The 19936-nt window shown below is 39.7% G+C and carries 18 protein-coding genes; 3 read left to right on the top strand and 15 right to left on the bottom strand.

Translation table 11 applies throughout. The annotated features are described in order from the left end of the window. Positions 1-37: 37 nt before the first annotated feature. Positions 38-511: a Dps family protein gene (locus tag ACZ5WS_RS03930; RefSeq protein WP_008112861.1), complete on the bottom strand. Its 474-nt coding sequence runs from the start codon at positions 509-511 to the stop codon at positions 38-40. A 400-nt stretch (positions 512-911) separates the two neighbouring features. Here ACZ5WS_RS03930 and ACZ5WS_RS03935 point away from each other — a divergent pair, with 400 nt between their 5' ends. Then, complete coding sequence (locus ACZ5WS_RS03935) at positions 912-1121, top strand: hypothetical protein (protein WP_036980649.1); 210 nt, start codon at positions 912-914, stop codon at positions 1119-1121. Here ACZ5WS_RS03935 and ACZ5WS_RS03940 read toward each other — a convergent pair. Continuing rightward, the gene (locus ACZ5WS_RS03940; RefSeq protein WP_138608659.1) at positions 1118-1723 is read right to left on the bottom strand and encodes a PGAP1-like alpha/beta domain-containing protein; all 606 of its coding nucleotides are present in this window, start codon (positions 1721-1723) and stop codon (positions 1118-1120) included. The genes ACZ5WS_RS03935 and ACZ5WS_RS03940 overlap by 4 nt on opposite strands. 169 nt (positions 1724-1892) lie before the next feature. Further along, a complete protein-coding gene (locus ACZ5WS_RS03945) occupies positions 1893-2429 on the bottom strand; it encodes a YaeQ family protein (RefSeq protein WP_008112865.1) in 537 nt (178 codons plus the stop codon). 91 nt (positions 2430-2520) lie between these two features. Here ACZ5WS_RS03945 and ylqF point away from each other — a divergent pair, with 91 nt between their 5' ends. Further along, entirely contained in the window at positions 2521-3465 is a 945-nt protein-coding gene (gene ylqF / locus ACZ5WS_RS03950) for a ribosome biogenesis GTPase YlqF (RefSeq protein WP_109875729.1), read from the top strand. A gap of 1164 nt (positions 3466-4629) precedes the next feature. Beyond that, positions 4630-6714, top strand: a complete 2085-nt coding sequence (fusA, locus tag ACZ5WS_RS03955; RefSeq protein ID WP_138609530.1) for an elongation factor G — start codon at positions 4630-4632, stop codon at positions 6712-6714. 310 nt (positions 6715-7024) lie between these two features. Here the strand turns inward: fusA and ACZ5WS_RS03960 are convergent, their stop codons facing one another. The 12 genes from ACZ5WS_RS03960 to ACZ5WS_RS04015 form a co-directional block, all read right to left on the bottom strand. Further along, positions 7025-9694 (bottom strand): ExeM/NucH family extracellular endonuclease, encoded by a 2670-nt coding sequence (locus ACZ5WS_RS03960; RefSeq protein WP_464710783.1) that lies wholly within the window; start codon positions 9692-9694, stop codon positions 7025-7027. A 265-nt stretch (positions 9695-9959) separates the two neighbouring features. After that, positions 9960-10967, bottom strand: a complete 1008-nt coding sequence (hemB, locus tag ACZ5WS_RS03965) for a porphobilinogen synthase (RefSeq protein WP_138609534.1) — start codon at positions 10965-10967, stop codon at positions 9960-9962. A 12-nt stretch (positions 10968-10979) separates the two neighbouring features. Next, a complete protein-coding gene (locus tag ACZ5WS_RS03970) occupies positions 10980-12839 on the bottom strand; it encodes a sensor domain-containing diguanylate cyclase (protein WP_464710785.1) in 1860 nt (619 codons plus the stop codon). Beyond that, positions 12839-13624, bottom strand: coding sequence for a TatD family hydrolase (locus ACZ5WS_RS03975; RefSeq protein WP_178956770.1), 786 nt, complete (start codon positions 13622-13624; stop codon positions 12839-12841). The genes ACZ5WS_RS03970 and ACZ5WS_RS03975 overlap by 1 nt, the downstream gene beginning before the upstream one ends. Next, the gene (locus tag ACZ5WS_RS03980; protein ID WP_464710790.1) at positions 13624-14133 is read right to left on the bottom strand and encodes a hypothetical protein; all 510 of its coding nucleotides are present in this window, start codon (positions 14131-14133) and stop codon (positions 13624-13626) included. Before ACZ5WS_RS03980 ends, ACZ5WS_RS03975 begins: the two co-directional genes overlap by 1 nt. Position 14134: 1 nt before the next feature. Beyond that, on the bottom strand, positions 14135-14875 hold the full coding sequence (tatC, locus tag ACZ5WS_RS03985; RefSeq protein ID WP_290167329.1) for a twin-arginine translocase subunit TatC: 741 nt from the start codon (positions 14873-14875) through the stop codon (positions 14135-14137). A 48-nt stretch (positions 14876-14923) separates the two neighbouring features. Next, positions 14924-15256 (bottom strand): Sec-independent protein translocase protein TatB, encoded by a 333-nt coding sequence (gene tatB, locus ACZ5WS_RS03990; protein WP_178956769.1) that lies wholly within the window; start codon positions 15254-15256, stop codon positions 14924-14926. Positions 15257-15261: 5 nt separating this feature from the next. Beyond that, positions 15262-15522 (bottom strand): Sec-independent protein translocase subunit TatA, encoded by a 261-nt coding sequence (gene tatA / locus ACZ5WS_RS03995; protein ID WP_198522170.1) that lies wholly within the window; start codon positions 15520-15522, stop codon positions 15262-15264. A gap of 79 nt (positions 15523-15601) precedes the next feature. Continuing rightward, the gene (gene ubiB / locus ACZ5WS_RS04000; RefSeq protein ID WP_198522171.1) at positions 15602-17203 is read right to left on the bottom strand and encodes a ubiquinone biosynthesis regulatory protein kinase UbiB; all 1602 of its coding nucleotides are present in this window, start codon (positions 17201-17203) and stop codon (positions 15602-15604) included. Between the two features lie 17 nt (positions 17204-17220). Next, complete coding sequence (locus ACZ5WS_RS04005) at positions 17221-17880, bottom strand: ubiquinone biosynthesis accessory factor UbiJ (protein WP_138609546.1); 660 nt, start codon at positions 17878-17880, stop codon at positions 17221-17223. A gap of 12 nt (positions 17881-17892) precedes the next feature. Next, positions 17893-18648: a bifunctional demethylmenaquinone methyltransferase/2-methoxy-6-polyprenyl-1,4-benzoquinol methylase UbiE gene (gene ubiE / locus ACZ5WS_RS04010; RefSeq protein ID WP_138609547.1), complete on the bottom strand. Its 756-nt coding sequence runs from the start codon at positions 18646-18648 to the stop codon at positions 17893-17895. 108 nt (positions 18649-18756) lie between these two features. Further along, positions 18757-19713 carry a diguanylate cyclase domain-containing protein gene (locus tag ACZ5WS_RS04015; RefSeq protein WP_198522173.1) on the bottom strand — a complete coding sequence of 319 codons (957 nt, stop codon included), beginning with the start codon at positions 19711-19713 and terminating at the stop codon, positions 18757-18759. Positions 19714-19936: the final 223 nt, after the last annotated feature.

Below are 19936 nucleotides of genomic sequence, written 5' to 3' on the forward strand. Positions count from 1 at the left end.
CTCAGTAATGACTGAGGCTTTCTATTTTTAAAATAACTTAATCTAGGTAGGCTTTTAACATCCACACTAGCTTTTCTTGCTCTTTAATGTAATCACTCATTAATGATGCGGTACCTTCATCATCCGCTTCAGCGGCTTGTGCAAGAATATCGCGCTGCATTTTAATTAAGCTGCTGTATCCGGCCAGTAAGTTCTCTACTGCGGTAACGCCATCACTGATCCCTTTTGCTTCTTTAATTTCACTTACTTCTAAGTAATCTGAAAACGCATGTAGCGGTGCACCATCAAGCGTTAAAATACGTTCTGCGATTTCATCTACTTTTAATAGTAGTAAGTTATAAATTTCTTCAAACTTTAAATGTAATTCAAAAAAGTTTCGGCCTTTAATGTTCCAGTGAAAACCGCGGGCATTCATATATTGAATTTGATAGCTGCTTAAAAGCGTATTCAGTGACTTAATAATATCTTCACTTTTTGTACTGTTTAAACCAATTGCATTTACTTGCGACATACCTTGCTCCTTAAATAACCGTTTTTATGAATTTTTTAAATATTGTTCATTGAAATAAGTATTGCTCATAATCGTCTATGAATAAAATCGTTTATACATATTGATGCCATAGCTAAAAGCTATCAGCGTATCTGTGGTTTTATAAATAAATTAACTAACGCTGTTCAATAGATATGGGTTGTGTTTATAGAAATACTACCATGAGCAGAAAATTTAGTGCTTTGCTGAGTATAAAATATGATCTAAAACAAGCTTTTGACAGGCGCAGCGCAGACTTATTTTATTTATTGATTTAGGTCAAAAAACGCGCACAAGTAAAGCGCATAATCAATATAACCCAACTTGATAGAGAGTACTTTATTAAGTTAAGGGGCTACTTGATTAGATGCGGAGAGAAATAATGGAAGCTAAAACACGTAAAGAGAATAAAGCTGAACTCATCGTTATTGGTATTGCTTTGGTCGCGTTTGTTATTGGATTAGTTGCGCACTTAGCGGGTGCGAGTTTTGCAAACTCTGATACCTTTGGTTATATCGCTGCACCCATGCCGCTGGTGTTGGGTATTATATTTTTGATCAGCTATAAAGTGGCCGCTGCAGCCGAGGACTAAATGTCCTCGTTCAAGCGCTCAAGAATATAATTAACGACTTGGCGAGAGTAAATCATACTAGTATGGCTTAAGTGAAACACTTTGTGTTCAGCCATACCTTTAAGTTTGGTTTCATCTAGCAGTACGGTACCATCAGAGCGGCTGCCTTTTACAATGAGTGGCATTAAACCAATCGGTAAGTCGCCGGCAATACTGTATAGCTTGGCTTTAAAAGGCCAATCACCATTTTTTGAGAGTAAAAATTCAACACTATTTTTTAATAATAGTTCGAACCCTTTTTGCTGCATTTTTTCAGCAATATGGCTGCCAGTATGTGGCGTCCCCAAGGTGATCACCTTTTCAACATGATGACTTGGCGCTGAGTTTGCTTCTAAATAGGCGCGGGCAACTAAGCCCCCCATAGAGTGGCAGACTAAAGCAGAAGGCTCATCGCTAATAAACTCATCTATTTGCGTAAAAATAGCATCTCGATTAGGGTCACGAGTATTGTAGGTTAGGTTTAAAACTTTAACCCCCGACTCTTCCAAACGTGAACATAACGGGCGCATAACCAAGCCAGACATATACAAGCCATGTAAAACAATAACGCGTTTAACTTTCATACGCCCCCTAATACCAATTTTATTAAAAACATATTAAATAATCCGCTACCTGCGTTAAAAATTATTTATATAGAACAACTATATGTCATCATTTTCGCCTTGTTATCGACTTATTTCTTTGTTGCTATAATAGATAACTAATTTAATGCAATTGGTATAACTACCGCAATTACATTAATTGCTGCGGTTTTATTTCAATATTGGTAGTGTCGGTATTAACCCAAACTTCACCATCTTGAATGGTAATAGCCAATTTAATATTACGATCAACCAACGCAGCTAATAATTGAGTAGCAGCATAATCAAGGCTAAAAATGCTTAGGTTTTTAAACTCGTACAATTTAGGCTGATGCTTTTGCCACCAAATAGCTTGGTTATTCTCGCCATAGGTATATAAAACTACTTTTTTAGCTTTATTACAGGCTTTTTTAAGGCGCTTTTCATCTGGTAACCCCAGCTCAATCCACAGCTCTATTTCTTCGCTGTAATTGACATGCCAAAGCTCCGGCTCATCATCAGCACATAAACCTTTAGTAAACTCTAATCCATCACAGCTATTAAGTGCAAACGCGAGCAAGCGGATCATCAAACGCTGCTCAGTTTCTGAAGGGTGTTGTGCCAAGGTTAAATTAAAGTCTTGGTATACGTGACGGTCCATATCGCTAAGCGATAGTTGCGCTTTAATAATGGTAGATTTGAGAGCCATAATATCTAATCTGAAAAAATTTGCGCCAGTATAGCGCAATTAAATGAATTGCCAGTTAAAATAGCTACAAATTATATGTTAGGAGTTAAAAATGGCTATCCAGTGGTTCCCTGGGCACATGAATAAAGCCCGAAATGAAATTAAAGAAATAATGCCACAAATGGATGTGATCATTGAAGTGCTAGATGCGCGCATTCCTTACAGTAGCGAAAACCCGATGGTGGCTACTTTGCGTGAAGGTAAGCCGGTCATCAAAATATTGAATAAAGCCGATTTAGCTGACCCTAAAATGACCCAAGCGTGGAAGGATTACTTTGAGCAAGAAAACGGCGTAAAAGCGATTGCATTTGGTAACGATAAAGCCGCAGAGGTGCATCGTATTAACGAGCTGTGTAAAAAGTTAGTACCACATAAAGTCGGTGCCGATAAGCAAATTAAAGCTATGATCATGGGGATTCCTAACGTAGGTAAATCTACGCTCATTAATGTACTTGCTGGACGTATAGTGGCTAAAACCGGCAATGAGCCTGCAGTGACTAAGGCGCAGCAACGTATTAAACTTGATGATGGCATTATGCTTTACGATACGCCTGGGATGCTGTGGCCAAAAGTAGAAAACGAAAACTCAGGTTATCGTTTAGGCGCAACCGGAGCAATACGTGATACCGCTATTGAGTACGAAGAAGTGGCAAGCTACACCGCTGAGTATTTATTACATGCCTATCCTGAGCTTTTAAAAGCGCGCTATAAATTAGATGAATTGCCAGAAAGCGATTGGGAATTTGTTGAAATGGCGGGTAAAAAACGCGGCTGTATTCGCGGTGGCAACCAAATCGATACGTATAAAATGTCAGAAATTCTAATTAATGAATTACGAGATGGCATTATTGGTCGTATCACCATGGAAACACCTGCCATGCGTGAAGAAGAAGAAATAATGGTAGCTGGATTGCGCGCGGCGGCAGAAGCGAAAAAGCAAGCCAAAGAAGAAGAGAAAAAACAACGCCGAGCACGTGCACGAAAAAACCGCCGCTAATTTTTAAAGTGTAGGTTAAAGCCTTACGCATTAAATTATAGACATAAAAAAAGCCCGAAAGGGCTTTTTTAGTTTCATATCTACCGTCACCGATATGAGCAATGTAGCAAGTAAATGAGTAGGGCGGAAACAGGTCATAAACAGCAAGGGGCGTTGTGGTTTATAACAGGTTTCCATAGCTGTTAACGTGCGCCACACGTTTGTTTCAGGGTCGAGAAACACATGAATTTTTCCGTCACAAGAAGCAATGTATGCCTTCTTGTTGATAGTGATTATCAGTTAGATTTGAGTGACTGTCAACACCTTAATGAAAATAGTTCTCATTAAGTTTATGTTGGCTTTATATTAAATTACAGGCATAAAAAAAGCCCGTAAGGGCTTTTTAGTTTCATATCAACCGTCACCGATATGAGCAATGTAGCAAGTAAGTAATAGACGATTATCTGCAATCAATATCAAGGGGCGTTGTGATTAATTACAGATAATCTTGGCTTTAACGTGAGCCACACGTTGTTTCAGGGTCGAGAAACAAATGAACTTTACCGTCACAAAAAGCAATGTACTTTCTTCTTGTTGAGATTGATTATCAGTTAGATTTATATAGCTGTCAACACCTAAATGCAAATAATTCTTATTTTAACTTTTTGTTCATTTATAGTACTAAAGTAAGGGCTGTAAAACGGATTTCATGTTGCGGGGAAAACACTACTTTATGGCTACTATTAAATAAGCTGAAGCGAAGCTATTGGGCAAAAGTAGCCTGTCACTAACCGGTGTTGCCTGTATCTATAAAGTAATAACTGACCTGGCTTTGTTAGAAATTAAAGCCAAAACAGCAGGCAATTTAGTTATTAGCAACAAGGTTAAAACCATGAGTTTTGGGTTACTTTACTAATAAAATGCATATGACAAAAAAGTTGTATTTGCTTCATACCACCACTTAATGGCACTTTTAATGTTCAACAATAACGCTGATAAAGGCTTAAGTCGTTTAAATACGGTTTATAACAAGCCCCTTTTAAGTCCATCTCTTACCTCGAAATATCTTTAAAGCAAGTTTTTTATAAATTGATTGCATTTTAAGCGACTTCTATGGTGATGTTCGCTTTAAGTAATGCTATACTCCCGCCGAATAATTTATCGACTTTATTAAGAGTAAAATTAATGGCAGATTTATCGAAGTACAGAAACATTGGTATTTTCGCGCACGTTGATGCGGGTAAAACCACAACTACTGAGCGTATCCTAAAGCTTACAGGTACTATCCACAAAACAGGTGAGGTTCATGATGGTGAATCGACTACCGATTTCATGGATCAAGAAGCTGAGCGCGGTATTACTATCCAGTCTGCGGCAGTAAGCTGTTTCTGGAAAGATCACCGCTTTAACGTTATCGATACTCCTGGACACGTTGACTTCACAGTTGAAGTTTACCGTTCACTTAAAGTATTAGATGGCGGTGTGGGTGTATTCTGTGGTTCTGGTGGTGTTGAACCACAATCAGAAACTAACTGGCGTTACGCGAATGAGTCAGGTGTTGCACGTATTATCTTCGTAAACAAATTAGACCGTATGGGTGCTGATTTTTACCGTGTAACAGCGCAAGTACAAAAAGTACTTGGTGCTACTCCACTTATCATGACTTTACCAATCGGTATTGAAGATGATTTTGTTGGTGTTGTTGATGTTTTAAACAAGCAAGCATACGTATGGGATGACACTGGCCTTCCAGAAAACTACGAAATCACAGACGTTCCTGCAGACATGGTAGAAAAAACTGAAGAATACCATGAGATGCTTATCGAAACTGCTGTAGAGCAAGACGATGACCTAATGGAAGCGTACATGGAAGGTGAAGTACCTTCAGTTGAAGATATCAAGCGTTGTATCCGTAAAGGTACTCGTGACCTTGCTTTCTTCCCAACGTTCTGTGGTTCTGCATTCAAAAACAAAGGTATGCAATTAGTACTTGATGCTGTTGTTGATTACTTACCTGCACCTACAGAAGTTGATCCTCAACCTCTTATGGATGAAGAAGGTAACGAAAACGGCGAGCATGCAATTGTATCTGCAGACGAACCTTTCAAAGCGCTTGCATTCAAAATCATGGATGACCGTTTTGGCGCATTAACTTTCGTACGTATCTACTCTGGTAAGCTTAACAAGGGTGACACAATCCTTAATGCGTTTACTGGTAAAACTGAGCGTGTTGGCCGTATGGTTGAGATGCAAGCAGATGAGCGTAAAGAGCTTACTTCAGCACAAGCGGGCGATATCATCGCTATCGTTGGTATGAAGAACGTGCAAACTGGTCACACTCTATGTGATCCTAAGCACCCAGTAACTCTAGAGCCAATGGTTTTCCCAACTCCAGTAATCTCGATTGCTGTACAGCCTAAAGATAAAGGCGGTAATGAGAAAATGGGTGTTGCTATCGGTAAAATGGTTGCAGAAGATCCATCTTTCCAAGTTGAGACTGATGAAGATTCAGGCGAAACTATCCTTAAAGGTATGGGTGAGCTTCACTTAGATATCAAAGTAGATATCCTTAAGCGTACTTACGGCGTAGACCTTATCGTTGGTCAGCCTCAAGTTGCTTACCGTGAAACTATCACTCGTGAAATCGAAGATAGCTACACGCATAAGAAACAATCTGGTGGTTCTGGTCAGTTCGGTAAAATCGATTACCGCATCAAGCCAGGCGAAGTGGGTTCTGGTTTCGCGTTCACTTCATCAGTTGTTGGTGGTAACGTACCTAAAGAATTCTGGCCTGCAGTTGAGAAAGGCTTTAAGTCAATGATGGGTGAAGGTGTTCTAGCTGGCTTCCCAGTACTTGACGTTGAAGTTGAGCTTTTCGACGGTGGCTTCCACGCCGTGGATTCATCTGCAATTGCTTTCGAAATCGCTGCTAAAGGCGCTTTCCGTCAGTCTATCCCTAAAGCGGGTGCACAACTTCTTGAGCCAATCATGAAAGTTGACGTGTTCACACCTGAAGATCACGTTGGTGATGTAATCGGTGACCTTAACCGTCGTCGTGGTATGTTAAGCAATCAAGAAGCTGGTTTAACAGGCGTTCGTATTAAAGCTGACGTACCGTTATCAGAAATGTTCGGTTACATCGGTTCACTACGTACAATGACATCTGGTCGTGGTCAGTTCTCTATGGAGTTCTCACACTACGCTGCATGTCCACAAAACGTAGCTGACACTGTAATCGCTGCAGAAAAAGAGAAAAATGCTGCTAAGTAATTAGCACTTTAACTCTTTGAAAAACCCGCACTTGTTGCGGGTTTTTTATTGTCTGAAGTTTGCAAGCAGGTGAATGCTATCAATACCAACCCGCAATAAGACTTAATCATTTTGAGGGGATAAACCAGAGGCTAGCTGCGTTAAAGTTTTCTCAACAAAAATAATTAAAAACGAAATCTTTGCTTTGTTATCGACACAATTTTCCTGTTCTTAATATAACTCACTTAATTAAGTGAATGAGTATAAGTGTTTTTGCTGTTTATAAAAAAAGCCGCTAGTGCGGCTTTTTTATGTTAATAGCAATGTGATATTAATCTACGTACTTGGTTGCTTTATAAGTGAGCTTAACATTACCAAAAGGAATGGCGCCGTTTACACGCACTCGCCACTTACCTTCTTGTGGATTGGTAAAAGAGCAGCTTTCACTATTACCTAGGCTAATTGAAGCACAATCTTTTCTGAAAAGCGTTGGGTTTCTTTTGTGGCGTACAAATAAGTTTGCATCACCCCAGCCACCTTCAAGGCTAACGGTTAACTCGTCGTAACCTTGCGGGATTTCAAAGCTGTAGCTTTTCCACCAAAACCAGCCACCAATATTATTAATTTCGCCAATAATTACTTCAGGTTCTGGCTCAGGTGGCGCGATAATAGTTGAACGAATATCGACAATAACAGGGTCATGATCTGATGCTCTGTAAGGTCCTTGAGCATACAAGCTTGATTGCTGTGCGTCAGATTTAAATTCAACATTATAATCAAGTGAAATAGGTTCATCGGCGTTAATATGCCAATCACTGGCGCTCACTACTTTACTTAATAAGCTCGGGCTTGCTAGGGCGTGATCTAAACTTCCTGCACGACCAGAAAAGCTGTAAGAATAACCTAAAGTGTTGCTATCTAGCTCAGCAACCACATTTTTAAGGCCTTTATCAGCAAATGCACGGATAGGATCTTCCATTGCATACGCGTTCATGTCGCCAACAAGAATGATATCTTCATCATCAACCCCTGTTGGTTTACTATTTAACCAATCAGCAAATGCATTTGCGCCAGCAGTTCTGATTTCATTCCAACATGCTTGACCGTCACCTTGATCAGCATTGCCACCAGTTGCGCTTCTACAACCACCTTTAGATTTAAGATGAGCAACCGCAACAGTAAAGACTTCTTCTGTCTCTAAAGATTTAAAGCTTTGTGCAATAGGTGCACGGTTACTGTAATCGAAAGGCGCATCGGTAGTAATTGCTGCAGTACCCACTTGCTGCACTTTATCCGCACGATAAATAAGTGCAGTAGTGATAGCGTCGGTGCCTATTTTATCAACACCAAAGTCTACAAATGCATATTGATTTTGACTATCAGCGTCATTAAGTGCATTTACTAAACTAGCAACAGCACTAAATTCGCCAAAACCGTCATTTTCAATTTCCATTAAGCCAATCACATCTGCTTGCATAGCACTGATAGCGCTGACTAGCTTGGCTTGTTGACGAATTAACTCGGCTTCTGAATCAGCACCACGGCTAGTTGGGAAACCGCCACCTTGGCCATCGCCATTAAAGTAGTTAAGTACGTTAAAGCTGGCAACACGCAAATCAGCGTCAGGGTTTAACTCTGGTGCATCGGTGCGTGGATTGGTTGCTATAAACTGAGGTGTTGTTGTTGGGTGAATACGGTAAGTACTAAAGCTGTAAGCTAGCGCACCTGTTACAGAATTTACTGTATCGCCTGTGCGTAAAGTATTCTCTGCTGATAACCCAGGGACAGGATAAGCGATAGGATCGCGGTTTTGACGAGTTGAGCCATCATCTAAGAGTATTTTTTTATTTAGATTTTGTGCTTCAACCGCATTCGCAGCCGCGCCAGGAAGTGCAACTTGAGTACCTTGGTATAAGCGTTCAGTGGCAAGTTCTAGCTCTCCATAGCGACCTAAACCATAATTGTTAGTAACAATAAGCGGCTGCTCTAAGGTAACCAGCATACCTTCAAACGCTTCTAATTCACTTGGTTCGGTGACGGGCAGAGTGATTTTAGTTGGGTAAGCTGAAAGGCCGGTATCACAAATAGCAACTTGGCTAACATTGCCAATTTGGGTGGCATCAAAATACTCTTCAACAGTACCTTGTACGCGAACGTGATCACCCACATTAACATCCGTAGTGGCAAAGTAAACAAATACCCCTTCAGAGGTAAGTGGGTTTGCATCTTCATCACTATTAAGTGAATTTACAAAAAAGCCTTTGAGCTGATCATCTGCTTGGAAATCAGCTGTTACTACACCTTCAAACTCAACCACAGTGTTAACTAGTGGGCTGCTTGTGCCTTCGCCTTGAATGCTGCTAATTAATGTTTTTTCAGCGCCACATAATAAAGGCTCTTCAGGTTCTGGATCTGGTTCAGGATCTGGATTAGGTGAAGAATTTCCTGCAAATATGCCTAAATCACTAAAGTCATCTTGCTCAAATTGCAGCCATTGCTCGCTTGGGTTGAAACTATCATCGGCGTCAGTGCGCCCATTTAATTCAGTTTCTTTGCGGCGTAATGTTTTATTTTGTGTTTTCACGCCCCCTTCTGACCAAAATGAACCAGGGTCTACACCGCGCTGGCCAAAGCTATCAATAACCACAGAGCCTTGAGTAAGTACCAGTGCATCGTCGCCATTAAAGTTAGTCACGGCGCTGAGTTGGTCAGCTTTTTCTTTTAGTTCTGCTGATGCATTACCATTAACAATCACGTAGGTGCTATTTGCAGCAAGTTCGCCAGTTAAATCGAATGTATTATTTGCATCTGTACTGCCATTTGAATAGAGGCTAAGGGTATGGCCATCTAATGACAGTGGGGTTGTCGAATTGTTAAATAGTTCTATTGCTTTATTATAGCTACTGCCTTCTACGTACTCAGATATAACGAGGTTAGCGGTAGCGGGTGCACTTAGGCTTGCTAATACAAGCGCCAAAGGCGTTATTTTTGTTTTTAACATTATTATTTTTCCCGTGTTTTTGTTTCCCCAAATGGGACGCTTAGTGTAATGAAAAATGATTACAAATAGAATACAGAATGTTAACAATCTTGGTTTTTGTTATTTTTGAGGTTGAATGTACAGTGGGTGTTTGGTTTTAGGTAAGGCAGAACCTATGTAGTGTGATTACTTCCCATAAATAGGGAACGCTGTAAAAATGCCAAATATGTGCTGCCCTTAAACATAAAAAAGGGCAATAAAGCCCTTTTATATCAATATGTCGTTATTATTTATTTAAATAGCGAGCAGCTTGCTTAGCAAAGTAAGTCAGAATGCCGTCTGCGCCAGCGCGTTTAAATGCTAATAAAGACTCCATTATGGTTGCTTCTTCGCTTAGCCAGCCGTTATCAATAGCGGCTTTATGCATCGCATATTCGCCACTTACTTGATAAGCGAATGTTGGAACACCAAACTCATCTTTAACACGGCGAACAATATCAAGGTATGGCATACCAGGTTTAACCATTACCATGTCAGCGCCTTCTTGAAGATCAAGTGCCACTTCGCGAATTGCTTCATCAGAGTTAGCAGGATCCATTTGGTATGTTTTTTTATCAGCGCCTTTTAAGTTACCTGCAGAACCGACAGCATCTCTAAATGGACCATAGTAGCTTGACGCATACTTTGCAGAATAGGCCATAATGCGGGTATGAATAAAGCCATCGGCTTCAAGAGCTTCACGAATTGCACCAATACGACCATCCATCATGTCTGATGGGGCAACAACATCTGCGCCAGCCTCTGCATGTGATAGCGCCTGCTTAACTAAAATTTCGGTAGTGACGTCGTTAATCACATAGCCTGCATCATCAATAATGCCGTCTTGACCATGCACTGTAAATGGGTCAAGTGCAACATCGGTGATCACGCCAAGCTCTGGGAAGGTTTCTTTTAATGCGCGTACTGTTCTTTGAGCTAAGCCATCATCGTTATAAGCTTCTTCAGCGAGTAGAGACTTTTTATCTGCAGGAGTAACAGGAAAAATAGCGAGCGCAGGGACGCCTAAATCTACCAGTTCTTTAGCTTCTTCTAGCAGTAAATCAATTGATAAACGTTCAATACCGGGCATTGATTCAATGCTTTCACGGCGGTTTTTACCTTCAAGCACAAACACAGGATAAATAAGATCATTAATACTCAGCTGATTTTCAGCCATAAGGCGACGAGAGAAATCGTTACGGCGCATTCTACGCATGCGAGTATATGGGAAAAGGTCTAGTCCAGATTGGGCCATAAGTATACGCTCCTACTGTGGGATTGAAAAATTAACCACTTGATTGCGGCCATGTTGTTTTGCTAAATAGAGTGCCTTATCGGCATAATCAGTAAATAGTTCAGGGTTATGAATGTCATCGGCAATTTGGGTATAAACACCGGCACTAATGGTAAAGTCGATAATTGTACCTGCTACATTTACAGTATTATTTGCTATTGCTAGGCGTGTTTGCTCTGCAATGATCAGTGCACCTGGGTTATCAGTATTAGGTAGTAAAATGACAAATTCTTCACCACCATAACGCGCTACTTCGTCAAGTGGGCGCTTAAGCTGTTGTTTAATGGTATCAGATACCGCCCTGATAACTTGATCGCCGGTTAAGTGGCCATAGTTATCGTTAATTGATTTAAATTTGTCGATATCTAACATAATAATACTCAATGGTGTTTGTTCACGGCGCGAACGACGAATTTCCATAAGTAACTTTTTATCAAAAAAACGTCTATTTTTAATGCCAGTTAGCGCATCTTCCATATTGAGTTGTTCAAGTTCATGGTTTTTATCTTCAAGCTCTCTAAGTGTGACTTGTAATTCAAAGGTGCGTTCATCTACTTGGCTTTCAAGCTCTTGGCGGGTGCGCTCTTGTAATTCGATCCGCTCATTTAATAGCGCATCTTGTGCGGCGCTTTGTGCAATCAATGCTTGCTGTGCTGTTACTTGCTCATCGCGTTGCAATATAAACAATTTTATGACGGTATAGCTTAGACAAAATGAGCAACCTAAAGACGCTGCAAAGGTGAGCATTAAGCTCGCTCTTGTAACAGTGTAGAAGCCTGTTAACGCAATGGAAAAATGAATAACCACAATTAAAAAGAACCCAAGTGCCATTAAGAGCGATTTATTGGGGCTAGTGGGATTTTTACGTAAATAAAATAACGTTGTGACAACATGATAAATTAAAATTACAGGGATGCTTAAAATAGCAAATAAAGCTACGCTGGGAGTAGGAAGCAACCAAATAAGTAAAATAATTAATGCGTATAGTGCGGTAATTATTGTTTGCCCTTTTACTAAATTAGACTCAATAGCGGTGCAAACATGGCGCTGTAAAGGAAGAAACGATATCGTGATCAGCATCAGCAAAATAGGCAGCATTAACTGTTGTAGGTCTGCTATGTTTGAGGGTGCATAACGAAATCCAAATCCGCCTAAGTAAGCTAAAAAGAAGCCGAGCATCAACGTAATTAAACCAGCATAAGCAAAATAATGTTTACGTGAAAAAGCAAATAAAACCAGACTACTCACCGCTAAAGAAAAAATAAAGCCAATTAGTAATCCATAAAGTAAATTCACCATACTTTTATAAGCTAGTAACGAGTCTTGCTGCCACAGTGTTAATGGTACGCGCAGCCCAATACCTGAATCATTATTAACTTTAAGGTACACAGTAGTTTCACTGTTAGCGGGAAGAGTTAACTTGACTAGTAAAGACTCACTCTTGATTACTCTTTGCGAAAGCGCAAGCGTATCACCTATATGAGTTGATGTGAGTAGTTTATCACCCATAAAGTGAGCAAGGTAAACATCATTCAAAAGAGGGTTGTCTAGTGACAGTAAGGGCATTATCAGCTGCGATAACTGATTTTTAATTTTAAATTGAATCCACACAGGCCGAGACTCAAGGCCTAAATTAAGTGGCTTATTATTAAGTAGCAGCCATTCTTGTAAATTACTTTGTCGTGCATCTTCTAATGAGGTAGGAGCAAACGAATAATGAATATCTTCTATTTTTTTTGAATTAAATTCGCTATTTATCTCGATTGCACTTGCAGGAAAACAGGATGCATAAAACACCATAATGAATACCAGCAAAGCGCAAAAGGTTCGCATTATTTTTTCTCTAATCCAAATAAGCGGTTAAAGTTGTCACTCGTATGTTTTGCCACTTCACAAGCAGAAACACCATAAAGCTGAGCAAGCGTGTCACAAACATAATGCAGCAATGCTGGCTCATTACGTCTTGATTTTGGCTTAGGTTTAACAGTGCGAGGGATTAAAAAGGGTGCATCGGTTTCAATTAATAAACGCTCAATGGGAATGCTAGGGATCAGTTGTTGTAATTCTTTGCCGCGTCGTTCGTCACATACCCAGCCGGTAATACCAATATAAAGACCCAGGTTTAAGTAACCTGCAAGTGCTTGTGCATCACCAGTAAAACAGTGCAGTACACCGCGAACAGTAAACTCATTTAAAATAGCAAGCATGTCGTCACTGGCATCACGTTCATGTAAGTAAACTGGCAGATTTAGCTTTTCAGCTAATGCGAGCTGACGACGAAACACATCACGCTGCACATCTCTTGGAGAAAAGTCACGATTGTAATCTAGTCCGCATTCACCAATTGCAATAACTTGCTCATTTTGTGCGAGTTTAGTGAGCTGTTGTTCAAGTTCAGAGGTTGCTGTTTTTGCATCATGAGGGTGAATACCAGCGCTAGCATATTGACCATAGCGTGCAGCAAGTATAAATGACTCCTCACTTGAACTTATATCGCAGCCAATAATTAGCATATGCTTAACGCCGACCTCTTTTGCCCGCGCGAGCACCTCTTGATGCTGACCATCAAATTGATGATTAGTTAAATTTACGCCAGCATCAATTAACGTGTATTGCATTACTGAGTACGTTTTACACGAATTGAGCGGTTTTGATCTGCTTTTTTAAGTAAAAAAGAGTTGAATACGCCACGGCTAATAGTAACAGTGTCACCTTTGTCTAGACTTAATCTATCTGAACCAATTTGACGCCATTGCTGATTATTTTCTAAGGTAATAATTAGCTCACCATAAGGGGCTTTTTTAACATTAGCTATTGTTGATGAAATTGTTTCTTCAGTATTCTTAGTAATGTTTTTATGCTCTAAACCAAACTCTTTTGCCTTGGCAGCCACAGGTGCTGTTGTGACAGCCGTGTCAGCTTTTACATTAGCTTTAACAGATTGTTGTGGTTGTTTATGCGCTGGTTGAGTGAGTGATTTTCCCGCGATAGTGTTGTCGTAACATAGTAAACGATTAAAATCGTTTTCAATAAAACTACAGGCTTGTAACGCTTGCTCATTAATAGGAGTTGCGGCTAAAACCGGTACACTTGCTAAAGCGAGTAAAGAAAGTAAATGCTTATTCATATTATTCCTCAGATTCTTGTTGTGGTTTTGCGGTATAAAATTTTGCTAAAATTAAGCCAAGCTCAAATAAAAGCAGCATAGGCAATGCTAATAAGGTTTGTGATAGCACATCGGGTGGCGTTAAAAACATCGCCACAACAAATACACCGACCACTATATAAGGGCGTTTCTCTTTTAGACTTTGTGTGGTTGTTGCACCACTCCAACAAAGCAACATAATCGCAACTGGGATTTCAAATGCAATACCAAAAGCAAAAAATAGCTTAAGTACAAAGCCTAAATAGCTACTTATATCCGGTGCTAGGGTCATCATTTGAGGACCTGCACTGGTGAAAAACCCTAAAATAATTGGCAGTACTACAAAGTAGCAAAAAGCTATGCCACCATAGAATAAGAAAATACTGGAAGCTAATATGGGCATGAGCATTTTCTTTTCGTGCTGATATAAACCGGGGGCTATAAATCCCCAAATTTGATGTAAAATCCAAGGGATCGCAGCAAATAAAGCAACAAACAACGTAAGTTTAAAGGGGGCAAAAAATGGCGCGGTGACATCCGTTGCTATCATAGTGGCAGTACTAGGTAAATGAGCGACTAAAGGAGCCGCCACAAACGTATAAATATCGTTTGCAAAGTAAACCAAACTAATAAATATCACTAAAATACTTAATAGTGATTTTATCAGCCGGTCACGTAATTCGATTAAATGAGCGACAAATCCTGACTTTACTTCTTCAGTCATTGTTTTCTATACCCTGCATTAAGCGCATGAAAAAAGAGAGTGCCATAATTACTTAGAGTCATCTGTTGATTGGTTATTAGTGGCTTGGCTTTGATCTTTTTTATAGCTGTGAGTAACTGATTGCGCTGCTTGTTGCAGCTCAGAAACAGAGTTTTGTAGGTCAGGGCTTAAATCTTTAAGACCTTGTTGCTCTGCTTTTTTTAGGTTTTCATGTAACTCGTTTACACGCAGCTCTTCACTTACTTCCGCTTTTACTGAGTTAGCCATTGCTTTGGCTGTTTTTACCCAGCGGCTTACGGTTCTAATAGCAACAGGTAAGCGCTCTGGTCCAAGTACCACCAAGCCGACAATAAATACCACAACAAGCTCCCACATTCCCATGCTGGTTAAACCTTGTTGCTGTCTTTGGTTTTGTCAGTTGTATTTATATCGGCAGGTTTTGACTCTGCTGAATTTTGTATCTGTTCCGCTTTATCTTCGCTGGCTTGTTTCTCAGTATTTTGGTCATCAGACATGGCTTTTTTAAAGCCTTTTACTGCGCCACCTAAATCACCACCCATACCGCGTAGTTTCTTCGTACCGAATAAAAGTACAATGATTGCAAGTACAATTAATAATTGCCAAATACTAATACCACCAAAACCCATGGTTTTCTCCTGCTTTTAAGCCATAAAATAATAAGGTTAAGTGCTGATTATACGCCCAAAGTGGCAAATAGCACTTAGTTTATGCGCGGCGCCAAGCCGCTATAAAGCCAATAACAGCACAACTTAAGACAACGCCAGCAGCGATTAAGTTGTGTTGTAAATAAAATAAAGCTGAGACAATCATCGCTGCACTACTAAACAACCCTAAAACCAATGGTTTATGTGAAACTTTAACTGCAGGTACGTGAGAGTGTGGTGCTCGCTTTAAATTTTGATAAATTAAATCGGGTAGTTCAGGCATTTTTTCTGCCCAAAACGGTAAGTTTGCATACATTTGCTTTAGCACAGACAGCGGACCAACTTGTTGTTTAACCCAGTCTTCTAAAAATGGCTTTGCTGTTTTCCATAAATCCAGTTGTGGATATAGCTGGCGACCTAAGCCCTCAACATACAACAAGGTTTTTTGTAGCAATACGAGCTGTGGTTGAACCTGCATATTAAAACGACGTGCGGTATTAAATAAGTTAACCAAGACATGACCAAATGATATTTCAGCCAGTGGTTTATTAAAAATAGGCTCGCACACGGTGCGAATAGCAAATTCAAACTCTTCAATGCTGGTATCAGGTGGTACCCAGCCTGAATCAACATGTAGCTGTGCTACCTGACGGTAGTCGCGGTTAAAAAAGGCAATAAAATTTTCAGCTAAATAGCGTTTATCTTCTTTATTGAGTGTTCCCACAATACCGCAATCAATACCAATATATTTAGGGTTGTGCGGGTGTTCGCGGGAGACAAAAATATTGCCTGGATGCATATCCGCATGAAAAAAACTGTCGCGAAACACTTGAGTAAAAAATACTTCTACTCCGCGCTCTGCTAATAGCTTCATATTGGTGTTTTGTGCCATCAATGCTTCAGTATCTGACACCGGAATACCGTAAATACGTTCCATAACCAGAACATTACTGCGGCTATAGTCACTGTATACTGCAGGGATATAAAGTGATTCTGAACCTTCAAAGTTACGCTTTAATTGAATACCATTAGCGCCCTCACGCATTAAATCAAGTTCATCGAGTAATGTTTTTTTATACTCTTTAACCACTTCTACAGGGCGTAAGCGTTTGGCTTCGTTAATTAACTTACCAACAACCTTAGCTAATTTTTCCATTAGTGCTAAGTCGGCATTTATTTGTTGTTCAATATTAGGACGTATAACTTTAATAACGACATCTTGCGGTTCACCTTGAGGATCAACAAGGGTAGCTGTATGCACCTGAGCAATTGAAGCCGATGCCAGAGGTGTTTGTGAAAAGTCGCTAAATAGCTGGCTAATATTATCTATTTCTAATGCTGTTTCGATGATTTTCTGTGCCAATTCACCTTCAAACGGTTCTACCTGATCTTGTAAAAAGGCTAACTCCAATGCGATATCATGAGGTAATAAGTCGCGTCGAGTTGAGAGCATTTGGCCAAACTTTATCCACACAGGGCCAAGTTGTTGCAGAGCTAAGCGAAGTCTTAAGCCTGGGGGTTTATCTTTGTGTTGATTGCGTAACCAAAACAAGCTGCCACGTGCGATTTTAGCAAACCAGGGTACTTTGTGTTTAGGTATAAGCTCATCAAGTCCGAAGCTAAGCAGGGTTTTAGTTATATAATACAGTCGGGCAGTTGACACAAAAAATCCTTAGCGCGTTAAAGGGCTTTAATTAGGGCGTTAATACGTTGCTCAATGGCGGCAACTTGGCCTTTTAGTGCTCTATTTTGTTGTTTAAATTGCTCAAGCTCTAATGGGTGAATAGTGATTGCCAGCTCATCTTGGCACACACTAATAAAAGTACTGTCGAGCTGAGACTTGGCTTTTTTACCTTGCTGCTTAAGTGACTGCAAATGTAAATAAAGTTGTTGTGCAGGCGCGTCGCCAATATGCTTTGCTAATTGCTCTGGCCAATCAATGTCTACACTTGAAAAGGCTGAACTATAGTGTTGAGCTATATTTAAATCGCCTTGTAAATCAAGCTTATCTTGGCGAATAAGTTGAGTCAGCATGGCCGGGTTTTTCAGTGCTAACAACGTATCTATATTGGCACTGATCATACAGTCTGCGTCAGCATGTTCGAATGCAGTGTAAAGATGTAGCTGCTGATTGGCATAAGTAATGGCTATTTTTTGCTGCCAGTCTCTAACCTCAACCAATAAACGCTGATGCTCTACTACATTTAGTTTATCGAGTAAGCTCGGATCGAGTTTAAGCGCTTGATTTAATACTTTTTCAATAAGCGAAAGTACAAAGCTCGGTAGCATAAAAAAACTGCCTGCAGCCGGTTGTTCTTTACTGTGTTCTTCAAGCGCCATAAATTACTAACCTTAGTATTTAAATCCACGATGCAGGGCAACAATGCCACCAGTTAGATTTTGATAAGTCGCTTGCTCAAATCCTGCTTCGACCATCATCCCTTTAAGGGTTTCTTGATCTGGATGCATACGAATTGACTCTGCTAAGTATTGGTATGATTCACTGTCGTTAGCAACTAGTTTACCCATAGTAGGTAAAATGTTGAAAGAGTAAAAATCATACGCCTTGCTGAGAAGCTCTTGCTCTGGTTTTGAAAACTCAAGAATGAGTAAACGACCACCTGGCTTTAAAATACGGTACATAGAGCGCAATGCTTTATTTTGGTCGGTAACATTACGCAAGCCAAAAGCAATCGTAATTAAATCAAAACTATTATCAGGGAAAGGTAAGGCTTCGGCATTCATTTGTACGTAATCAATGTTGCCTACAAGGCCTAAGTTATGGAGCTTTTCGCGGCCTACTTTTAACATTGAAGAGTTTATATCACCTAAAACAACCTGACCGGTTTCGCCAACAAGCTGGCTAAACTTTGCAGTTAAATCGCCAGTACCGCCGGCTAAATCTAATACATGATGACCTTTACGAATACCTGAGCTGGCAATTGTTTGACGTTTCCATAAACGGTGAATACCAAAAGACATGAGATCATTCATAACATCGTACTTTGTCGCAACAGAATGAAATACATCAGCAACCATAGAAGCTTTTTCGGTTTCGGCAACAGTTTTATAGCCAAAATGCGTGGTCTTTTCAGGGTTCTCGTTCATGATTAATCTCTATCGTGGTAATAGAGACTAGTGTACTTGATTGTGCACCAAGGGTGCAATTTGAATATGATTTATCAGTTAATTTTATTGTTTGAACAGTGTACTGGGTTATTGAGATGCACGTGATTTAAACGCCGCGTTTGAGGCACTTTTAACTAGTTGGTTAAAGTCGCCTTGTTGTTCCGTAATCCCTAATGAGAGAGAAATGGGAGGGAGTTTTAAATCGCTTTTTGAACTGATAAAACGTAGCTTTTCGACCCCAGCTATTACTTTCTCTGCAATCAATTTAGCTGTTTCGGGCTCAATGTTAGCAAGTAGAACGATAAATTGGTCTTTTGCAGAGCGCCCGGCTAAGCCACTTTGCGAAACATACTTTTGAACTTGCTTAGCTACTTTATTTAAAATCACTTCGCCAATTGCATCACCAAAGTTATTAATAAAATGCTCTAAATTATCAATTTGAATGGCAATTGCTGAAATTGACTTGTCTTGTTTTAGCCATAATTGTGTTTGCTTAGTTAAATAATGGCGTTTGTATAAGCCTGTTTGCGGATCAATGACATGTTGTTTGCGCAAGGTATTGAGTTGTTTTTTAGTTGTTTCGTGTAGTTTTTTTGCCTGACTTAGTTCTTGTTTAAATTGCGCTTGTTGCGAGAACAGTAACTGCGTTTGCTCATTAAGTCTTTCTAAGGCGATGCGGCTATTAGCAATATTATTTTCATCTAAAGAATGTAAGCAGTCATTAACATGACCTGCGAAATCGTTAAGTTTTTTTTCGGTTTGCTGTGCATTTCGCGATAGTGAGTTGATCACGCCATTGACGTTTTCAATCATTGCTACTTCGGTTTTATGACCCTGATTTAAATATTCAAAATAGAGTTGCTCAATAAATAGCTCATCAATATTTTGTTGGGCATCTATGGCATCATCAATAGCATTGTTAAGCGCAAAATGGATTTTACTAATGTATGTATACACAACTTGAAAATTTAAGGGGGTAGGAGGCAAAACATGATGCTCTAAAAACATACATACTTTTGTCATTTTTTCTTGTGCTATAGCCATGGAATCATGGAACATCATTTGCAATTACCAACCAAATACGCATAAATGCTGATTTATAAAACTCGTCCAATGAGGCAATTTGCTTCCAAGCACAGATACAATAATCATTATATCTGTTATTTAAAAGTAAAATGAGTCGTAGTTGGCTAAAATGGCGCTATAATTTCAATAACCGTTGTTTTTTTGAGCAATTACTCTAATTGTTAAGTATTAACTTAAGTTA

The organism is Pseudoalteromonas sp. 11L1, from assembly GCF_055397545.1.